Annotated in this window: 7 protein-coding genes; 3 read left to right on the plus strand and 4 right to left on the minus strand. The window is 57.0% G+C overall.

Annotation, left to right across the window (positions count from 1 at the left end; all coding sequences use genetic code 11):
• The first annotated feature begins 142 nt into the window (after positions 1-142).
• Positions 143-5,239 carry an NEL-type E3 ubiquitin ligase domain-containing protein gene (locus V6L81_RS13940; protein ID WP_338660047.1) on the plus strand — a complete coding sequence of 1,699 codons (5,097 nt, stop codon included), beginning with the start codon at positions 143-145 and terminating at the stop codon, positions 5,237-5,239.
• Positions 5,240-5,294: 55 nt separating this feature from the next.
• Here V6L81_RS13940 and V6L81_RS13945 read toward each other — a convergent pair whose 3' ends face one another.
• From V6L81_RS13945 to V6L81_RS13955, 3 genes are all read right to left on the minus strand, one after another.
• On the minus strand, positions 5,295-5,789 hold the full coding sequence (locus V6L81_RS13945) for a DUF934 domain-containing protein (protein WP_095000404.1): 495 nt from the start codon (positions 5,787-5,789) through the stop codon (positions 5,295-5,297).
• Positions 5,773-7,431, minus strand: coding sequence for a nitrite/sulfite reductase (locus V6L81_RS13950; protein WP_016781107.1), 1,659 nt, complete (start codon positions 7,429-7,431; stop codon positions 5,773-5,775). Before V6L81_RS13950 ends, V6L81_RS13945 begins: the two co-directional genes overlap by 17 nt.
• Positions 7,432-7,958: 527 nt before the next feature.
• Positions 7,959-8,177, minus strand: coding sequence for a DUF2970 domain-containing protein (locus V6L81_RS13955; protein ID WP_338660048.1), 219 nt, complete (start codon positions 8,175-8,177; stop codon positions 7,959-7,961).
• A gap of 145 nt (positions 8,178-8,322) precedes the next feature.
• Between V6L81_RS13955 and V6L81_RS13960 the strand changes: the two genes are divergently transcribed.
• Positions 8,323-14,844, plus strand: a complete 6,522-nt coding sequence (locus V6L81_RS13960) for an NEL-type E3 ubiquitin ligase domain-containing protein (protein WP_338660049.1) — start codon at positions 8,323-8,325, stop codon at positions 14,842-14,844.
• 95 nt (positions 14,845-14,939) lie between these two features.
• On the opposite strand, the gene metH is transcribed toward V6L81_RS13960, so the two are convergent.
• A complete protein-coding gene (metH, locus tag V6L81_RS13965; protein WP_338660050.1) occupies positions 14,940-18,650 on the minus strand; it encodes a methionine synthase in 3,711 nt (1,236 codons plus the stop codon).
• 154 nt (positions 18,651-18,804) lie between these two features.
• On the opposite strand from metH, the gene V6L81_RS13970 reads away from it, so the two are divergent.
• A complete protein-coding gene (locus V6L81_RS13970; RefSeq protein ID WP_338660051.1) occupies positions 18,805-21,102 on the plus strand; it encodes a fatty acid cis/trans isomerase in 2,298 nt (765 codons plus the stop codon).
• The last annotated feature ends 38 nt before the right edge of the window (positions 21,103-21,140 follow it).

Consider the following 21,140-nt stretch of genomic DNA (forward strand, 5'->3'; position numbering starts at 1 on the left):
GCGTCTGTGTCTGGTGCGGTAGTTAATTATCGTTTAAAACATGTTTTTTAATAAATAACCTGATTCTTTATCAAGTATTCAGCCGACTATTTTTTAGTGTTGTCTATAAGCTGAAGGCACGAATCCCTATCGAGCCTTTACCATGACCGATGCTATTAGTTATCCGTTATCAGAGTCTGAACGATCCGTTGTCGACTATGCCCGTCGATTGGCGAATGTGCCGGTTGAAAACCAGCACGAAACCTATATTGCGGGGTTGCTTGCACCCTGGTTTAAATATGCGTCGCCGACGTTGCGCGAAAGATTACTTAACAGTTTCAAATTAGGGCAAATGGCTCAGCGCGAGGTCGCGCGCGTGCTGGCCCAAATCAAGCCGATAGAGTCGTTCGCCGAGCCGTTGCTCAAGGAGGCGCTGAAGGCACGTGGCTGGACAGATGCTGACCCCAAGAGGTATGGCATAAAACAGGTTCGCTTGTTGAGTAATCTGTTGCTGTTTTTTGCTCGGCAACAATTCAGGCTAGTTGATTCTCTGATCCAGCTTGCCTTGCCCGAGAAGTTCACACCTGAGTCATTGGAGCTGAACCTGGTATCGAGCGTCAGTCATCACAGCCTGCTGCAGGCAGCGTTGCAGAACTATGAGGCTTTTGAGGCTGTTGAAGGCGGCTTCGACCAGGGGTCGTGCATTTATGCACTCAGAGGTACGCAGCAGATTGAACAGGCCGAATTAAAGCCCGAAGGTTTTGCGCAGATCTGCCGTGACCTGAACCTGGGCATGCAATATCAATGGCATTTGACGCGTGTGTTTGAACCGGCGGATGATAATTGGCCTGCCGACAATGCCAATTCAAAGGCGTATAAGTTGCAAGCTGTATTTGTTCAGAATCTGCGCCAGGAATTTGCCTGCGCCTTGCATGTGGCCTATATGAAGGCGGAGGTCACGACACAATCATATAACTATATATTGAATTTTTTGATTCCGCCGGGTGCTCTCTTTTCGTATATTCACTCAGGTCATAGCACGCTTCAAATCATGGGCTTTGAGGTTCCCGGAGTTATTGTTTTTTGGCCGCAGAGAAAACCGGCCGAAGAGGCGCAGCCCTGCATACTTTATTTGCCGAACAGTTCCGGCACGGCGTTTCACGAATTCGAGTCGTTTGATTTATTAAAGGCGACGCTGCGCGAGTGGTTAAAAAATAGCGTCTTTGCCACGTATTTCTTTCACTTGGTTCCCTTGCGTTACCGCGCCGAGTTTATGCGGCGCACGGACTTGAAAAATATAACCTGGGATTCGTTGTTGTTACGCCGCCCACCGATCATCAATGAACCTGCATTGATGTCCGAAACCCGGCATCTGCCCAAGTTTGACGATCCATTTTTGATTGCCTGGGGGCTGCAGCTGGCCAAGATTAAAGATGATGCCAGGTTGCTGATCGTCCCCACGGAAGATGAAGACTCTAAAAGTCGTTTGGCACGTCAGGCCTCTTTCTTGAATCTGGGGGTGAGCTTGTTGATGGTTGCGTTGGGTTTTGTCCCGGTTCTGGGTGAGATCTTGCTGGTAACCAGTGTCATGCAACTGGGGGTTGAGGTGTATGACGGTATCAAGGCGTGGCAGCGGGGAGACCGGGCTGCCGCGCTGGAGTACTTGTTCGATGTTGCCGAGAATTTTGCGCTGGCTGCCAGCAGCACTGCAGCGGCAAAAGCACTCAGGCCATCGCCGGTCGTGGATGCACTGGTTGCAGTCACGTCAGTTAAAGGTCAAAAACGATTGTGGCGGCCGGATCTCAGGCCTTACCAATACCCAAACCTTGCGCTGGGTGATGCCGAGCCCGATGCGCGAGGGCTCTATAGCATGGGTAACAAGCAGTTTATCAAGCTGGAAGACAAGGTGTATCAGGTCAAAATCGATACTGCGACACAAAGGTGTCATATCCAGCACCCAACCGAGCCGTACACCTACACACCACGCGTCAGGCATAACGGCAGCGGTGCGTGGGTGCATGAACTCGATGATCCGATACAAATGTCGCGTATGCAGTTGTTCCGTCGGTTGGGCCCTGCGGCCCAAGGGTTATCGGACGCTATGGTCGAGCGTGTGCTGGCTGCATCCAATACCAGTGATGATGCGTTGCGCAGGCTGCACATGGATAACCTGCCGCCACCTCCTGCGTTGGCAGACAGCATGAGGCGCGTGCAGTTGAGTCAAATGATCCAACGCTTCATCGTACAAATGCAGCAGGGGGGCAAAGTGTCTACCGATACTGCGCAATTGCAACTGGAGCTGTTGACTCGTCTTGAGGGCTGGCCTGCGGACAGAGTTTTACGCGTGGTGAACATGCGCGGGTCCATGGTCATGGAGTACGGGCCTGAAGTGGAGTCTACGCATCCCCGCCTGCAAGTTACCGAAGCCCAGATCAAGAACGCAGAATTGCTCAAGACCACGCTGGAGTCCTTCTCCTCGGCGCAAATCGAGGTTTTGTTGGGGCAATCTGTCGATGGCCTTGAGCAACAGGAACAGGCATTGGCGCGCCAGTTGGGTCGCTTTGCCCAAGCTACAAAGTCTGACCTGTTCTCGCATCTGTATAAACGGGGCGAGGTGGTGACAGCCCGGATGGAGCTGTTGCAAAAACAGTTTCCGAGTTTGCCGGCAAGTGTGATGGGCGAGTTGATGGATCAACTTGCCCCGGCCGAAATGGCAACAGTGCAGAGCACCGGGCGCCTGCCGCTGCATATCCTGGAAGAGGCGCGCAGCTACACGCAGCTATTGCGTTTGAACCGGGCACTGGAGGGACTCTATTTCGAGGCTCTAAGTAACGTTGATAGCAATACATTGGCATGGCAAACCCTTACCCACTTGCCTGATTGGCCACCCAGTCAGCGCTTGCTATTGCGCGACAGAGCCACAGGTCAAGTACTGAGCTCCGTAGGTAATCCGTTGTCCAGATACAGCCAGGAGATTTTTAAAAGCGCGGGCGAGTACCATTTTTTGGGCCTCGCGACAGATGATATATACAGCAGCCCTTATCTTTGCAGATGTGTGGCCAAAGCCTTGCCGTCTTCCGCGCGTATGTCGCTTGGGCTTCCCGACACTGACCCGGGGGTGTTTTTAAGCTGGAAAATTGCATCCCATGCGGCCGGTCATCGCGCGCAAAGTGCCAATGCGCTGGGGATGCAGCAGGTTAAACCCTGGTTCAAATCGCCCATGCGCCTGGCCGATGGGCGGGCAGGCTACAGGCTCAGCGGTCGCTCAGGCCATGCCGCGCAAGCGAGCAGGCCATTGGTGATAAAGGATCTTGTGATGGATCTTTTTCCGTTGATGAGTGAGGAAACGGTCAGCCAGTTTTTATACCATCTTGAACTTTCACCTGCGTTGACCACCCGGGTACTGGCCAGGTTCAAGGCCGAACTTCAAACCTTGCGTAGCGATCTTGAGCGCTGGGTGGACTCGCCGGTCTGGAGTCAGCGGCGCAATGGCCCGCGGGTACTGGTGACGACCCAGGACAAGCGTGCAATCAGCCAGGCTTTGCTCCATGTCTGGCGCCGACAGACTGCAACCGTGAGCGTGGGTGAGCACACCGGATATGTGCTGAACCTCAATAGTTGGCCAGTTGATTGCTTGCCTGAGATATCGGCAGATTTTTCCCATGTCAGTGCACTGCACTTGAGCAACTCACCCAATGGAAAGTTTCCCGGTTCATTTTTGGAAAAGTTTCCCAACTTACGCATCCTGTCCCTGAAAAGTAACCAGCTCAGTGAGTTGCCCGTGGAAATTGCCGGTATGTCCGAATTGGTCAACTTGAACTTGCAGGACAATCATATTGTATTGAGCGGGCGAACCGCTTCGGCTCTGGCGGGACTGACCCGGTTGAAATCTTTGAATTTAACGGGAAATCCCTTGGGCAGGCGTATTTCGGTGACTCGCATGGTTGACCTTGAGCGTTTGTATCTACGCTACAGTGGTCTGCTGACTTGGCCTGAAGGGGTTGAGTCTCTCAGCCACCTGCAGACCCTGGATATGCGTGACAACAATATTAGTCGCATTCCACTGGAGGTTTTGTCACCTGGCAGAACAGCGATCAATAGTGTTACTCACCTGCATGACAATCCTTTGAGTGCCGACTCGTTACGCCGCCTTGAGAATTATCGGCGAGAGTACGGCATCAGTTTTGGTATTGCTCCGCGACGTCGGCATGTTGACCAGGTACGCGGCATCTTTCACTGGGCGTCCCGGCCAACGTTCTCAGAGACGCGTGTATGGAACAGCTTGAGGGATATCGCCGGGTCGAGTGATTTTTTTCGCGTGCTGGAAGACCTCAGTGCGTCCTCCCAGTATTTGCATGGACGTGAAAGTTTAAGCCAACGGGTCTGGCAAGTTCTCAATGCCATGCACGATTTCAGCGAATTACGTAACCAGCTGTTTGAGGTTTCAGCCAATCCCAATACCTGCGCCGATGGGATTCCGATGATTTTTTCGGATCTTGAACTTCGTTACCGGATCTTTATTGCGCAAAGCTCGGTCAATGCCGAAGCAGAGCTGCTGCAACTGGCACAAGGACTTCTGCGGATCGAACTGCTGGATAAACATGTACAGGGGGTTGTTGAGGCGCGAATTGCTGCAGTCCATGCCGAGCAATCAGAGTACGTGCGCCAATTGCAGGGCTTGATCGATGAGGTCAGCCCGGATTTTGCATCTGAGCCCTTGGCGAACATGACGGCGGAGGAACAACAGGGTGTGGCCTATCGTTTGGGTTCGGCACAAGCGCTGCGTCTGGCGCAGAGGCTCAGCCCGGCTGATTTGCAGGCGCGAATTGCAAAGGTTGATCCGCTGGAGATACAGATGTTTTATCAGGTCAAACTGGCTGCTGACCTTGGCTTGCCGGCGCGGCCCAAGAGCATGATTTTTGAAAGAGTCGCCAATGTCACGCTCGAGCAGCTTGAAGCCGCAAAGCTGTATGTTTTGACTGAGGATACAGCGCAAGCGAGGATTGCTTACATTGAAAAGCAGGGGTTCTGGGAGCGCTTTCTGGAGAAGAAATACCCCGAGCATTTTCAGTCGGTTGACTCACCGCTGCATGAACGCATGCAGGGGCTTTACCTGGCTAGGGAGAGGCTGTCCAGTCAGGAGTATGTGTCGAAAACCCAAGCTGTAGGGGAAAGTCGTTTGCTGGCCAGGCAAGAACTGATCAGCCAGTTGACCCGTGAAGAAGTTGAAAAACACCCTTTCGAGCAGGAGCAATCTTGACCCTGCGCAGGGTTATGCAGGCGCTGGCCCTGGGTAACCAGGGCCAGCCACAGCATCAGCGACGACGGAACAGCGGCATCGGCTCGTCGGTTGAAGACTGGTAGGTCACCGAGAAGTCCTTGAGGCCTTCCAGCGCTTCGTAAGGGTCTTTATCGGCACGGATGGCGAATGCGTCAAAGCCACAGCGATGCAGATAGAACAACTGGTCGCGCAGAACATCGCCAATGGCGCGAAGTTCGCCTTTATAACCATAGCGGTCACGCAGCAAACGGGCGTTGGAATAACTGCGGCCATCAGTGAAAGCCGGGAAGTTCAGGGCAATAACCTGAAAGTTCGCCACGTCCTCGCCCAGCTCTTCAGCTTCTTCGTCGCTGTCCAGCCACACGCCCAGGCCGCCGTCGCGGGCCTTGAGTGCGTGGCCGTGTTCGCGCCACATCACCAAAGGCACGATCAGGTCGTCGCAATTGGAGATTTCGTCAAAGCTGGTTTCCTTGGGCAGCAAGTGCCAGGTTTCATCGATGACCTGGTTGTTCTTAATTATTCGCTGCATAGACGCGCTCCTTGAAAGGGTCAATGCCGATACGCTGGTAGGTATCGATAAAACGTTCGTCTTCGGTACGTTTTTCAACATAGACGTCGATCAGCTTTTCAATCACATCCGGCATGGCGTCCTGGGCAAAGGACGGGCCCAGAATCTTGCCGAGACTGGCATCACGGCTGGCACTGCCACCCAGGGATACCTGATAGAACTCGGCGCCTTTTTTATCTACGCCGAGAATACCGATATGCCCGACGTGGTGGTGACCACAGGCGTTCATGCAACCGGAAATGTTCAGGTCCAGTTCGCCAATATCGAACAGGTAGTCCAGGTTTTCAAAGCGGCGCTGGATCGATTCGGCAATCGGGATCGACTTGGCGTTGGCCAGGGAGCAGAAGTCACCACCAGGGCAGCAGATCATGTCGGTCAGCAAACCGATGTTGGGCGTGGCGAACCCATTTTCGCGCAACTCGCCCCACATGGTGAACAGCTGGCTCTCTTCAACATCGGCCAGGATAATGTTCTGCTCGTGGGAAGTACGCAGTTGGCCAAAGCTGTAACGGTCGGCCATGTCGGCGATGGCATCCCACTGCTTGTCGGTCACATCGCCCGGGGCTACACCTGTAGGTTTGAGCGACAAAGTAACGGCGACATAGCCCGGTTTTTTGTGGGCCAACGTGTTGCGTACGCGCCAACGGGCAAAACCCGGGTGCTGCTTGTCGAGTTCGGCCAGTTCGGCGCCGAAGTCGGGCAGGGCTTTGTAGTCAGGATCGACGAAGTGCTTGGCGATACGCTGCACTTCGGCTTCGGTCAGGGTGTTCGAACCGCCGCGCAAGTGAACCATTTCGGCCTCAACACGCTCGGCGAACACTTCAGGCGTCAGCGCCTTGACCAGAATCTTGATCCGCGCCTTGTACTTGTTGTCACGACGGCCATAGCGGTTGTAGACACGCAGGATGGCCTCGAGGTAGCTCAACAGGTCTTGCCACGGCAAGAACTCATTGATGAAGGCACCGATTACCGGGGTACGGCCCAGGCCGCCACCTACCAGTACACGGAAGCCCACTTCGCCGGCGTCGTTGAGCACCGGCTCCAGGCCGATGTCATGCACTTCAATGGCTGCACGGTCAGATGTCGAACCGTTGATTGCAATTTTGAATTTGCGTGGCAAGTAGGCGAATTCCGGGTGGAAAGTCGTCCACTGACGCACGATTTCGCACCAAGGGCGCGAATCGATCAGTTCATCCGCAGCAACACCGGCGAACTGGTCGGTGGTGACGTTGCGCAGGCAGTTGCCGCTGGTCTGAATGGCGTGCATCTGCACGGTGGCCAGTTCTTCCAGGATGTCCGGGATGTCTTCCAGCGCAGGCCAGTTGAATTGCACGTTCTGGCGGGTACTGATGTGGGCATAGCCCTTGTCATAGTCACGAGCGATTTTGGCCATCATTCGCGCCTGACGCGAAGTCAACTGGCCATAAGGCACAGCGACCCGCAGCATTGGGGCAAAGCGTTGAACATAAAGGCCATTTTGCAGGCGCAGGGGGCGGAACTCTTCTTCGCTCAGCTCACCTGCCAGATAGCGTCGGGTCTGATCCCGGAACTGCTTGACGCGGTCCTCGATGATCTGCTGATCGTACTCGTCATATACGTACATATAGGTCCTGTTCTCAGGCTGCTAACAGCTTATCTGCGCGCACGGCCGCGCACTCCCCAAGGAGCGGGGCACGATACCAGTTTGTAGTTATGCGCAAAAGTGATGTTTAAGCATATGCAAAGAACCAAAACGACTATAAGCGTTTGATTCTCAATCCCTTACTTGTGGGAAGGGCATTGCTGGACTTAACTGTTTTAAGGACTTCAAGCAATCACCCATAAAACCGAAAAAAGGCGATGCGATGAGTACTCCAGTCAAAGCGCGTAAAAGCGACAGCAAGGTCGATGCATGGGCCATTTTCTTTCTGATCATTCTGGTGGTTTCTACTGCCGTGTACTGGGTCAGCCACCAGTAGCAAGCGTGCAAGGTCGAGGCTGATGAGGCGGATGTAGCCGCTAAAGAGCTTGTCGACATTACCTGGTGCCGCCCTCGCTGCCGTTGGCATGCTCAACAATGCCAACGTTGTGCATGGCCCCCCCAGGCCTTTGCGTGTCCGGCACTCAGGTACGCGCTGCCAATTTGCGTCCCTAAACCCCCGCCAGATGAACCACCAGCGTGACGATCCCGTACAGGGTCAAGGCAAACACCAAGGTAAATAGCAGCCCCATGAGAAGGAAGTGGGAGGCTTTTCCGTGGGAAAAATCCCGAGTCCTGTTTTTTCCGCTTTGCACGCCAAAGGCAGCGGCCATGACGCTGTGCAGCATTTGCCAGAAGCTCGGCGGCTTGTTGTCGGCAGGATCGTTCATAGATGCCTCGGCTGTCTGAGGTTGGAACGGCTACATCCCATAGCGTAGTCAACTTCAAGGCCCATTAACTATCTACCACCCATGCCCGGGCACTGTCGGTTGTACTGAGGCGCTCATTCACATGCGTTTCAGGAAGAAGCCGGTCATGGAAAGTTCGTACATTGTCTCGGGGCCGGGGCCCCACGCAGCCTTCATAAAATCCAGAATACCCGCCTGGGTCAAACACAGCGCTGTGGCAGATATCAAACGCCTCAAGCCGGGATTGTTTCCGGCGCATGCTTCAGAGGCTGGAGCAGCCGATGGTCTCGGCCGCGCACCAAGGTGGCTGCGTCAGGCCCTGCTCGACAGCCAGGCTCACAGCCGGGCTGCCAATCAGGCCTTGGCCAGGGCACTGAAAGGCCTGCAGGGGATCACCCAGTTTGCCGAGCCCCGCTTGCAGGAGGCATTGCACAGTCACCTTGGCCAAGGCCGGGCAATGGACGTCAACACAGACCGGCTGTTTTATCTGCGCCGCAATCAGCCCGTGCGCCAACACAGCCTGTTACAGGCTGCCTTGCTCAACTTTGACGGCAGTGAAGATTTTTCCCAAAGGGTCGCAGGACAACTTAGCGCGTTGGCGCCGCAGGGCGCTTTGCCTGTCGAACGGTTCCAGCCAGACAAGGGCCCTGATCAACTGGCCATTGTGTCGGACACCCTGGTGCATGGTTCTGGGGTTGTGGCACACAGATTCCGACAGGAGTGGGAAAGTCTTCGGCCGGTTCCCGGTTTTGCTTACCGCGAAACATTACCCATGTCACCCGAAGTGTTCTCACAGCTGTGCAGATCCCTGGATTTGGGGCAGCAGTACCAGGCCCATCTGCAGGCGGTTTTTGCTCCACCAGCGGTGCGCGCCCTAATGATCCGGGCGCAAAAAGCACTGCTGGCCGTACGCTTGCATCGGGCACTGCTGCAACGGCATATCACTGACTCTGGTTTTGCCATGATCAGTACGTTGCTGGAGGAGCAACCGCGCGTGTCGTTATATGCAAAACCTGTAGTGTTCAGCCAGCTCCAGCTCTATGGCCAGGTCTTGGACGAGGTGTTGATTATCGGCCCGGATCGTTCCAGGTGGCCGGTTCTGGAATGGGAGCGCACCGGATTGAGCGGTGTGCCGCTGATGAAAAAACCTGAGGTTGAGCCCGTGGTGGTCTATATCCCGGGGGCACCGTTCTCGGCACTCAAAGAATACCCCTCGCTGGAAGCATTTCAGTATGAGCTGGGTCTGAATTTGCGTCTGCCCGCGTATCAGCAGCTGTTTGCCAGTCTGGTCCCCCAAGGGAACGGCGCACTTTTTTTGCAGCGATTGAATCATCAGTTGTACAAGACCACGCCTGATCCGAGAGGTATCGAGCCAGCAGATTATGTTGATGAGGTGGACCTGAAGCTGGAGCTGGTAAGCATCGAAACGTCATCAGCAGGGCTGTTCACGGCCCTCAATACCCTTCATCTGGACAGGCTCAAAGCCAATGCCCGGGCACTTGCAGTGCCCACAGCCGATGCCGACAGCAAGCGCTTGCAGCAGCGTCTTGATGACTACCTTGGCCTTGGTCTTGATGTGTTGAATGTGGCAGCGTTTTTAATCCCCGGTGCAGGGGAGGTCATGATGGCAGTGATGGCTCTACAGATGAGTATGGACATCTACCAGGGCATCGAGTCGTGGCAGGCAGGCGATGTCGAGGATGCCTGGTCGCATGTGGAGTCCGTTGCGCTGAATATCGTGCTGAGTGGTGCAACAGGGGTTGCAGGCCACGTAGCCAGTGGCAGGTTGGCGACTGACCCCGCCGGGATCGACAGGTTCAGGCAAATCGTCTTGCCCAACGGTGAAACCCGTCTGTGGCGGCCCGAAATCGAGGCCTATCAATGCCAGTTGCCGCTCAATACCCGGCTTGAGCCCAATGCTCTGGGCCAGTATCGGGCAGACGGCAAAACCTGGGTCCAGGTGGGCCGACAGTTCTACGAGCAGGCCTTCGATCAGCAGCTTAATGCCTGGAGGATAAAGCATCCGAGCGACGAAAATGCTTATCAGCCAATCCTCATGCATAACCATGAAGGAGCCTGGCGTCTCGAGCATGAACAGCCCTTGCAATGGGAGCGCCCGACCTTGCTGCGTCGACTGGGGCACGTGACCCGCATGTTCGATGATGAAGAACTGGGGCAGATCGGCGACATCAGTGCGGTCAGTGACGAAACCTTGCGCAGGGTGCATGTGGACTGCCTGCCCGTGCCTGCTTTGTTGAGGGACACATTGCAACAATGGCGGGTTGAGCGGGAGCTGGGCATGCTGGTCGATGGCACAAGAGCGGGCAAGCACGCACTGCTTGCCCGACTGACCGGCACAGGCCGGACGGCTCAAGCGAATGTCGAATTAGTACGTCGACGATTTCCCATGCTGTCTGAGTCTGCGGCTCAGGAAGTGCTTGAGCTTGCCGTTGAGAATGATGTGGCACGCCTGCGCCGGACAGGTCGGGGGTCGAGGCGGCTGGACCGGCTGGCGCGTGAGTACGCGCAACAGGGCCGTTTGAACCGGGCGCTGGCCGGCCTGTATGTGCCGGGGCTGGCGAATCTCGACAGTGAGCGCCTGGCCATTGAGGCAATGTTGCACCTGAGCGCCAGTCAAGACGTCGTCAGCCCGGCTGCAGTGGCTCGCTACGCCACTTCGCACCGCAGGGAAATGGCCCGCACGCTGAAATTGCATCCTGTGGTTGCAAGACCCGCCTTGCAGAGAATCAATGGTCGGATCGGCTATGCCTTGTCGGGCAAAGGGGCAGCCTTTGACGTGAGTCCGTCGTTGATTAGCCGTGTGCGCGATATTTGCCCGCAAATCAGCGACGAACAGGCCGAGGCCTATGTGCGCAAGCGCATCGACGATGGAGAGTCTGCCCAGCATATCTTCGATTTTCTAGCCAGTCGCCAACGTGAGCTGGACACATTGCGTAGCACACTGGAACTGTGGTCGAGCACAGCCAGCGGGCCCTTTAACCAACGGATGCGGCGCTTGACGGCTGACCGGCTGGTAGGTTGTTGGCGGGAGGGTGTACTGAGTCGTATTGAACCTTTTGCTTATCTGGATCTTGAATTTGACCTTAGCTGGGCGAGTGAATTTCCTGTACTGGACGCTGACTTTTCCCATGTGCGGACATTGCGGCTGAGCGCCGACCTGATGGTGAGCGAGCCCGATGCCGGATTTGTCAAGCGCTTCCCCAGCGTGGAGCGCCTGGAAATAAGCCTTCAGCGATCACAGATGATGCCCGTTGCCGATGCATTGGCGCAGTTGCCCACGGTCAGCGAGCTGTCACTGGAAGCCGACTGGCAGGGCTTGACCCGTGAGTTCATGGACCGGCTGACAACCCTTGGGCAGATCGAATGCCTGTCTGTGCAGGGGGCACTGGAAACGCTGGATGTCAGTGGCTGGCCGCGGCTGCGGCAATTGCAGATCAAAGGACGACTTGTTCAGTGGCCAGCAGGCCTGTTGGATCTCACTGATCTTGAAACCCTGGACCTGTTTGGAACCTCGATAACAACGTTGCCCGATGAGCTGTTCACCGGACATCAGCAGTTATGGGCGGGCTTGCTTCTGGATTGGTCAGGCATTGAGCCGTCAACGGCCATGAGAGCCTACGAGCGCCTGCGTACCCATCCTGTGCGAACGGTGGATCTGGAGAAATGGACAATCGCTTACTGCACAGGTTGCCTGACCCGTTTCATGCCCCATGACCGACTGTTTGCCAGTACGGTAATTACGCGTTGGTCCCTTGGCGAACAAGCCGTGGCTGAGCTGATGCGGCGCGTTAACGGCTTGCATGAAGAGCACTACAGGTTTGCCGAGGCTCTGGAGGCTTGGGTGTCTCAGGATCCTGAGACGACGCAAACGCTGTTGCGCAGGCAAGCGGCTGACAAGATTCAGCGCTGCTGGCGTGCTGGAATTTCACCCCGACTGGGGTTGGAGGATGCTGGCGCCGGGCCTTCCTGGCGGGTCAGTACTGTAAATCAGGAGCTGGATCTGGCAGACGAAATAATCAGTTCTCTGCCACCTGTGCCGGGGGGGCAGGCGTTTGCCCATGTCCATCGCCTCAACTTGAGCGAGCTGGAGGTGGCTGTCGAGGAAATGGATCGGTTTCTGCAGGCGTTCGGCCAGCTCCGGGAGTTGGACCTGAGCCGCAACGGCCTGGATTTGCTGCCGAATGCTCTGGGTAATTTGCGCCAGCTCACAGACCTCAACCTGGCGCACAACGAGTTGGTGATGAGCCCCTCGTTGCAGATGCAGTTGAGTGGCCTGCATGGGCTCGTGCGCTTGAATCTGCAGGGCAACCGGGTGACAGCGCTGGATATCGGGGCGCTGACCAAGCTGGAGTCGCTTGATCTCAGTCATACGGCCATTCGCAGCTGGCCAGCCGGGGTTTTTGATCTGCCCCGGTTGCGGTTTCTGGATATGAGCAACAGCGCAATCAGGACTGTCCCTGCGACGGCTCTCGTGGGTCATGAGGCACTGATGCAGGGGGTGAAGTTGAATGGTTGCCAGCTGGATGCGCAAAGCTGTGCCGATTTGCTGGCTCATGCCCAGCGTTCGGGACGCGACACGGCAGGCAATATAGCGATCGGATTACTGGCAGCACGCAGGACCGGGGGAACGCCCGAGTTTTTCCCTGCCATTGTCGCTGACAAGCCGGACCTGTTGTTGGCGGCCGCTCCAGTATTGAAGACGGATGAAGTCTTGTTGAGCCCCGCACCGATATTTCAGCCCGGTGCCCCGGAATTGAACCGCACCACCCTGCTGCAAAGGGTCCATCCCGATCTGAGCCTGCATGATGCAGTGCAATACCTTGAACAGATGCAGGCCCGTGGCATGGGTGTGCTGGAAATCGACGCCCGGCTTGCCGAGTGGAATCACCAATACGACGCTCTGGTCCAGCGCCTGAATGGCTGGATCAATATTCCGGGCCACAGGGAAAGCGGACGCTGGGTCAGTGCCGTCGATCGCAGGCGTGCGGCTGACAGGATCATGCAGGCCTGGCGCGATGGGCTGGAGACCGTCACAACGGCGCAGCCCGAGTCTGTGCATACCCTGGACTTCTCGGACCTGTGCCTGGGGGATATACCGCCGCTGAATGTGTCCCAGACGCATATCACCACACTGAACCTCAGCGGTGTACGCATTACTGCCGGGGGCTCGCAAGGGTTTATCCGCGAATTTCCCGGCTTGCGTACCTTGCACCTCAATAATAATGAGCTGACCCGTTTGCCGGAGGGTATCGGCTCGCTTGAAAACCTCACCCGGCTGGAGGCTGCCCACAACCGCTTGCAGGACGAGGAGGGCTTGAGTCGCCAGTTGCAATCACTGGCGCACCTGGAATGGCTGGATCTGAGCTACAACAGGCTCGACACATTTGACCTTACTGGCATGAGCGAATTGCAAACCCTGAACCTGAGGGGGAACAGGCTGGTGCGCTGGCCGACCCGGGTACTCACAACCCCGACCCTCAGAACCCTCAACCTGAGCAACAACCAGATCGATACGATCCCTGTTGAGCTGTTTGAGGGCGATAACGACGCATTGATGGCTCATACTGATTTGTCCCATAACCTGCTCTCCACATCAGGCTATGCAACCTTAAGAGACTACAGGAGCTTTTCGGGCAATGACCTCGGATGCTCCCTTGAGGACATTGAAGACGGCCTGGCCTTCTCCGATAACGCTTCGCTCAGCAGTGATGAGCCTGAGTACGGGGCCGCTGGTGTCGACGAAAACCTCGATCATCTGGAGCACCTGACACCCGAGCAACTGGCCGAGCAAAAGGCCCGCTGGTGTGTGGGGGAGCCGCAAGGCTCGCCGAGGCCAGTGATCTGGGACGACCTGCTGGCGCAAAAGGAGAGCAGGGGGCTGTTCTATTTGCTGGATCAGCTGCAATTCACCCAGGACTATATCCAGGACAGACCGGGCCTGACCCGGCGGGTCTGGAATGTACTGCAGGCAGCTGCATCCGATAGCCAGTTACGCGACGAGCTATTTATCATCGGTCATTCCGATGTGACCTGTGGCGATGGTCGAATCCTGCTGTTCAGCGATCTGGAAGTGAAGGTGTTTGAGTTCAATGCCCTGCGCTCAGTGGTGGCTGGCCAGGAAGGGCCTGCGTTGCTCGAGCTGGGCCGGCGCCTGTTTCGCTTGGGGCAAGTGGAGGAGGTCGCGCAATTTGCCTATCAATCACGCCGTGGAGCGGACGCTGCGGAGGTTCGACTGGCCTATCGCATTAGCCTGAGCGAGCGCCTCGACCTGCCTGCGCAGCCCAGGGGCATGCAATACAGCCATGCGGCGAAAGTCACTGAGCAAGAGATTGAAAGTGCTTATTTGAAAATAAAGGCAGCCGAAAATTCTCCGGCCTTTATGGAGCAGTTGATCCTGCAGGGCTACTGGATCAATTACCTCAAGCGCCAGTATCCAGAGGAATTCCTGGCTCTGGAGGAACGTTTTGAAGTGGAGCATAAAGCGCTGGAAGACCGACATGCCGATCTCGGGGAGGTGTATCAACAGGAGCTCGGCGCTCTGGATGAGCGCAAGCGCAGCGAAGAGCAACTTTTGCGTGAACGTCTCTCGGGAGAGGTTCTCGCAACGCTGTCCACGCAGCCTGATTAACCCATAGTGACTGTCGTCGTTGCCGGACATTGCGATCGATTGGTCATCGATCGCATCCGGCAGCGACTGCAGGGTGTCGGAAGCGTTGCTACCTGTTAGTTGTCATACCCCAGGTTTGGCGCCAGCCAGCGCTCGGTCACGCTCAAATCTTGCCCTTTGCGCGCCGTGTAGCTTTCGATCTGGTCCTTGTCGACCTTGCCCACCGCAAAGTACTGCGCTTGCGGATGTGCGAAGTACCAGCCGCTAACCGCTGCCGCCGGGAACATGGCGTAGTGCTCGGTCAGGAACACGCCGCTTTTGCCCGCACGCATCTCTTCGGCCTCCGGATCCAGCAGCTTGAACAGGGTGGCTTTCTCGGTGTGGTCCGGGCAAGCCGGGTAGCCGGGAGCAGGGCGGATACCGCTGTATTGCTCCTTGATCAGCTCTTCATTGGCCAACTGCTCATCCTTGGCGTAGCCCCAGTAGCGGGTCCGCACCTGCTGGTGCAGCCACTCTGCGCAGGCCTCGGCGAGACGATCGGCCAGGGCCTTGACCATGATCGAGTTGTAGTCGTCCCCCGCGTCCTGATACGCCTTGGCCACTTCTTCGGCACCGATGCCTGCGGTAGTGATAAAACCGCCCACGTAGTCGGTCACGCCGCTGTCCTTGGGTGCGACAAAGTCGGCCAGGGAGAAGTTCGGCTTGCCGTCGGTCTTGATGATCTGCTGGCGCAAGTGATGCAGTTTGGCCAATGGCTGGCCATCGTCACCGTACAGTTCCAAATCGTCATCGTTAACCTGATTGGCCAGCCAGAAACCGAACACTGCCCGGGCGCTGATCAGCTTCTCGTCGATCAGTTTTTTGAGCATTTCCTGGGCATCGGCATACAGCGCCGTGGCCGCTTCGCCGACGACTTCGTCGGTGAGGATGCGCGGGAATTTTCCAGCCAGGTCCCAGGAAATAAAGAACGGCGTCCAGTCGATGTACTCGGCCAGTACCTTGAGGTCGATATTGTCCAGTACCTTGGCACCGGTGAAGGTCGGTTTGACCGGCTGGTAGCCGGCCCAGTCGAACTGCGGTTTTTTGGCGATCGATGCCGGGTAGCTCAGGCGCTCGGTGCGGGCACTACGATTGGCGGTGCGTTCGCGGACCTCAACGTACTCTTCGCGGGTTTTCTGAACAAAGGCCGGTTTCAGTTCCTTGGACAGCAATTGCGTGGCCACGCCCACGGCGCGAGAAGCGTCGGTGACATAGATCACGGCATCGTTCTGATACTTGGGTTCGATCTTGACTGCGGTGTGCGCCTTGGATGTAGTCGCACCGCCGATCATCAGTGGCAAGTGGAAGTTCTGACGCTGCATCTCGCGGGCAACATGCACCATTTCATCCAGCGACGGCGTGATCAGGCCGGAAAGGCCGATAATGTCGCACTTCTGCTCTTTGGCTACCTGCAGGATTTTCTCTGCCGGCACCATCACGCCCAGGTCAACGATGTCGTAGCCGTTACAGCCAAGCACCACGCCGACAATATTCTTGCCGATGTCATGCACGTCGCCCTTGACCGTGGCCATCAGGATCTTGCCCTTGGCTTCCGGTTTGTCGCCTTTTTCCAGTTCGATAAACGGGATCAAGTGGGCCACGGCCTGTTTCATCACGCGGGCAGACTTGACTACCTGGGGCAGGAACATTTTGCCCGCACCGAACAGGTCGCCGACGATGTTCATGCCCGACATCAGCGGGCCTTCGATCACTTCGATCGGGCGTTTGAACGACAGGCGCGACTCTTCGGTGTCTTCAACGATATGGGTGGTAATGCCCTTGACCAGTGCATGCTCCAGACGCTTGTTGACGTCCCAGCTGCGCCACTCTTCGGTTTCGGCTTCCTTGACGCTGCCATCGCCCTTGTACTTGTCGGCAATTGCCAGCAGGTTGTCGGTGGCATCGGGGGTGCGGTTGAGCACCACATCTTCCACGGCATCGCGCAACTCGGCCGGGATCTGGTCATAGATTTCCAGCTGGCCGGCGTTGACGATACCCATGGTCAGGCCGTTGCGGATCGCATACAGCAGGAACACCGAGTGGATCGCCTCACGAACCGGGTTGTTGCCACGGAACGAGAACGACACGTTGGATACACCGCCCGAGGTCAGGGCATAGGGCAGTTCGTCGCGGATATAGGCACAGGCATTGATGAAGTCCACAGCGTAGTTGTTGTGTTCTTCAATGCCGGTGGCCACGGCAAAGATGTTCGGGTCGAAAATGATGTCTTCCGGCGGGAAGCCCACTTCGTTGACCAGAATGTCGTAGGAGCGTTTGCAGATTTCTTTTTTGCGCGCCTCGGTGTCGGCCTGGCCGGCTTCGTCGAAAGCCATCACCACCACGGCGGCACCATAGCGCTTGCACAGTTTGGCGTGATGAATGAACTGCTCGACGCCTTCTTTCATGCTGATCGAGTTGACGATGCCCTTGCCCTGGATGCACTTGAGGCCCGCTTCGATCACTTCCCACTTGGAGGAGTCGATCATGATCGGTACGCGGCTGATATCCGGCTCGCCGGCGATCAGGTTGAGGAAGGTCACCATGGCCTTCTTCGAGTCCAGCATGCCCTCGTCCATGTTGATGTCGATGATCTGCGCACCGGCTTCAACCTGTTGCAGGGCCACTTCCAGGGCTTCGGTGTAGTTGTCTTCGCGAATCAGCCGGGCGAAGCGGGCAGAACCGGTGATGTTGGTTCGCTCGCCGACGTTGACGAACAACGAGCTGCGATCGATGGTGAACGGTTCAAGCCCGGAGAGACGGCAGGCCTTTGGAATGTCCGGGATCGGGCGCGGAGCATAACCGGCTACGGCGTTGGCGATGGCCTGGATATGCCCCGGCGTGGTGCCGCAGCAACCGCCGACAATGTTGAGGAAACCGCTCTGGGCGAACTCTTCAATGACCTTGGCGGTTTCCGCCGGCAGTTCGTCGTACTCGCCGAATTCGTTGGGCAGGCCGGCGTTGGGGTGCGCCGAGACGTAGGTGCTGGCCTTGTTCGACAGCTCTTCGAGGTACGGACGCAGTTCGCTGGCACCCAGGGCGCAGTTCAAACCCACGGAAATCGGTTTGGCGTGGGCCACCGAGTTCCAGAACGCTTCGGTGGTCTGGCCCGACAGGGTACGCCCGGAGGCGTCGGTAATGGTGCCGGAAATCATGATCGGCAACTCGACACCCAGCTCTTCGAAAACGCCCTGTACGGCGAAAATCGCGGCCTTGGCATTGAGGGTGTCGAAGATGGTCTCGATCAGGATCAGGTCGGCGCCGCCTTCGATCAGGCCTTTGGTGGCTTCGGTGTAGTTCTCCACCAGCTCATCGAAAGTCACGTTGCGGTAGCCGGGGTTGTTTACGTCCGGGGACAGCGAGCAGGTGCGGCTGGTCGGGCCCAGTACACCGGCAACAAAGCGTGGTTTGTCCGGGGTTTCCAGCGTTTTGGCATCAGCCACCTTGCGCGCCAGGCGGGCGCCTTCTACGTTTAGCTCGTAGGCCAGTGCCTGCATGCCGTAGTCGGCCTGGGAAACCTGGGTAGCATTGAAGGTGTTGGTTTCGAGAATATCGGCACCGGCATCCAGATAGGCCTTTTCAATCGAGCCGATCACGTCGGGGCGGGTGAGCACCAGAAGGTCGTTGTTACCCTTGACGTCGCTCGGCCAGTCGGCGAAGCGTGTGCCACGATAGTCGTGTTCCTCTAGACGGTAGCTTTGGATCATAGTGCCCATGCCGCCATCGAGAATCAGAATGCGCTCTTTGAGGGCTTGCTGAAGTGCTTGGAGACGAGCGCTGCGGTCAGACATAGGACTACCTGTTAGAGCCATGCAAAAGATGCGAAATCATAACAAACCTGCGTGGGATTTGAGCGTCTGCTGTTTTACATGAATTTGATTCATGTTCCGGCGTTTGTTCGACAGGTAGAATCGCGACATATTTTTGATATCAGGACAATGGCACATGTTTTTTCGCCTACTCACCAGCGCCGTGACGCTGGTGGTGTGCAGTACAGCGTTGGCACAGGCCCCGTTGGTCAGCCCGGCTATTTCCTATACGCGGGATATCCAGCCGATCCTCACCGAAAAATGCGTTGCCTGCCACGCTTGCAATGATGCGGCCTGCCAGCTCAACCTCGGCAGTGCAGAGGGCGCGACCCGCGGTGCGAGCAAGGTACCGGTCTACAAGGGCGACCGGGTGGATGCCGTGGCTCCAACGCGGATTTTCTACGATGCCAGCGGCCCCAATGAATGGCGCAACAAGGGCTTTTACTCGGTACTCGACGCCCAGGGCGCTCAAGCAGCCCTGATGGCCCGCATGCTGGAGCTGGGGCATAGCACGCCGTTGACCCCGAATGCCAAATTGCCCGAAGACATCGTCCTGGGCCTGAACCGCGAAAACGTCTGCCCCGCGCCCGGTGAGTTCAATGCTTATGCCCAGAGCCATCCCAAGGAGGGTATGCCGCTGGCCGTTACCGGCCTGACCGACCAGCAATACAGCACCGTGCAGACCTGGCTGGCGCAGGGCGCTAAAGTTGATCAGCAGGCCATCAAGCCCACAGCGGTCGAGGCTGCGCAAATTGCCGAGTGGGAAGAGTTGTTCAACCGTCCGGGTTCCACCGAAGCACTGGTGGCGCGCTGGTTGTACGAGCATCTGTTTCTTGCCCATACCTATTTTGACAACGGTGTGCCGGGGCATTATTTCCAATGGGTGCGCTCGCGCACGCCCAGCGGGCAACCTGTCGACCTGATCGCCACCCGTCGCCCCAACGATGACCCGGGCACGGCGTTTTACTATCGCTTGCAGCCGGTGCAGGGCGTGATCGTGCACAAGACCCATATCACCTACCCGATGGGGGCGCATAAGCTGGCGCGGGTCAAGCAGCTGTTCTACAGCGGCGACTGGCATGCCACCAAACTGCCGGGTTACGGGCCACGCGGGCGTGCCAATCCGTTTGAAACCTTTGAGGCTATCCCGGCAGTCGCGCGCTATCAATTTATGCTCGATAACGCTGAATACTTTGTGCGCACCTTTATCCGCGGGCCGGTATGCCGTGGTCAAATTGCCACCGATGTAATCCGCGACAACTTCTGGACCGTGTTTCAGGAGCCTGCCCGCGACCGTTATGTCACCGACGCGGTGTATCGCGGCCTGGCAACGCCCTTGCTGGCAATGCCCGGGCAGATCGACGACGTTGGCAGCGTTATTTCGCTGTGGCACAACTACCGCGACAAGCGTAACGACTATGAAAAGCTGCGGCAAAAGGCCTATGCCGATATGCCGCCTCCAAGCTGGTCGACCCTGTGGGCGGGCAACGACAACGCTTTGCTGACGGTATTCCGCCACTTTGACAGCGCCAGTGTCAGCAAGGGCCTGATCGGCGAGATCCCGCAAACCATGTGGCTGTTCGACTACCCCTTGCTGGAGCGCACCTACTACCAGTTGGCAGTCAACTTCGACGTATTCGGCAATGTCTCGCACCAGGCTCAGACCCGTCTGTACTTTGACTTGATCCGCAACGGTGCCGAAGTCAACTTCCTGCGCCTGATGCCCGCCGATTCCAGAGCGTCGATCCTCAGCGACTGGTATCAGAACAGCGGCAAGCTGAAGATGTGGATGGACTACCAGAAAATTGACACAGACACCCCGACCGGCATGAAGCTCGACCCGGCCGACCCCAAGCGTGACTTCGCCCTCAAGCTGATTGAGCGCACCGGCACCCTGAATGCGCGCCCCGACCCGATCAACCGCTGCTCGGGTGCATACTGCTCACGGCCCAATATTGCGCAGGAATTCAAATACGCCGAGCAAGCGCTCAGCCGTTTGACCTCGCGGCCTGCTGCCGGGCTGGACGTGATCAATCAATTGCCTGAAGCCACCATGCTGCGTATCGAAGGTGCAGACGGCAAGCGCGAGATGTACAGCATGTTGCGCAACCGTGCTCACACCAACGTGGCCTTTATGCTGGGCGAGGAGTACCGCCTGGAGCCGGGGCTGGACACCTTGACCATCTACCCGGGAGTGCTGAGCAGCTACCCCAATTTCATGTTCAACATCCCTGCGGATCAGGTCGAAGCCTTTGTCGAGGCCATGGAGCAATGCAAGGATCAGGCAACGTTCGACACCATCGTCGAGCGTTGGGGCATCCGCCGCAGCCACCCGCAGTTTTGGCAGTACTTCCATGATATAGGCCAGTACATCAATGAAACCGACCCGGTTGAAGCGGGCGTACTGGACATGAACCGCTACGAAAACCTGTAAAGGGGCGGTTGAAATTGAACGAATGGGACGCAGCTTTC

This window comes from Pseudomonas bubulae (assembly GCF_037023725.1).
GTDB lineage: Bacteria > Pseudomonadota > Gammaproteobacteria > Pseudomonadales > Pseudomonadaceae > Aquipseudomonas > Aquipseudomonas bubulae.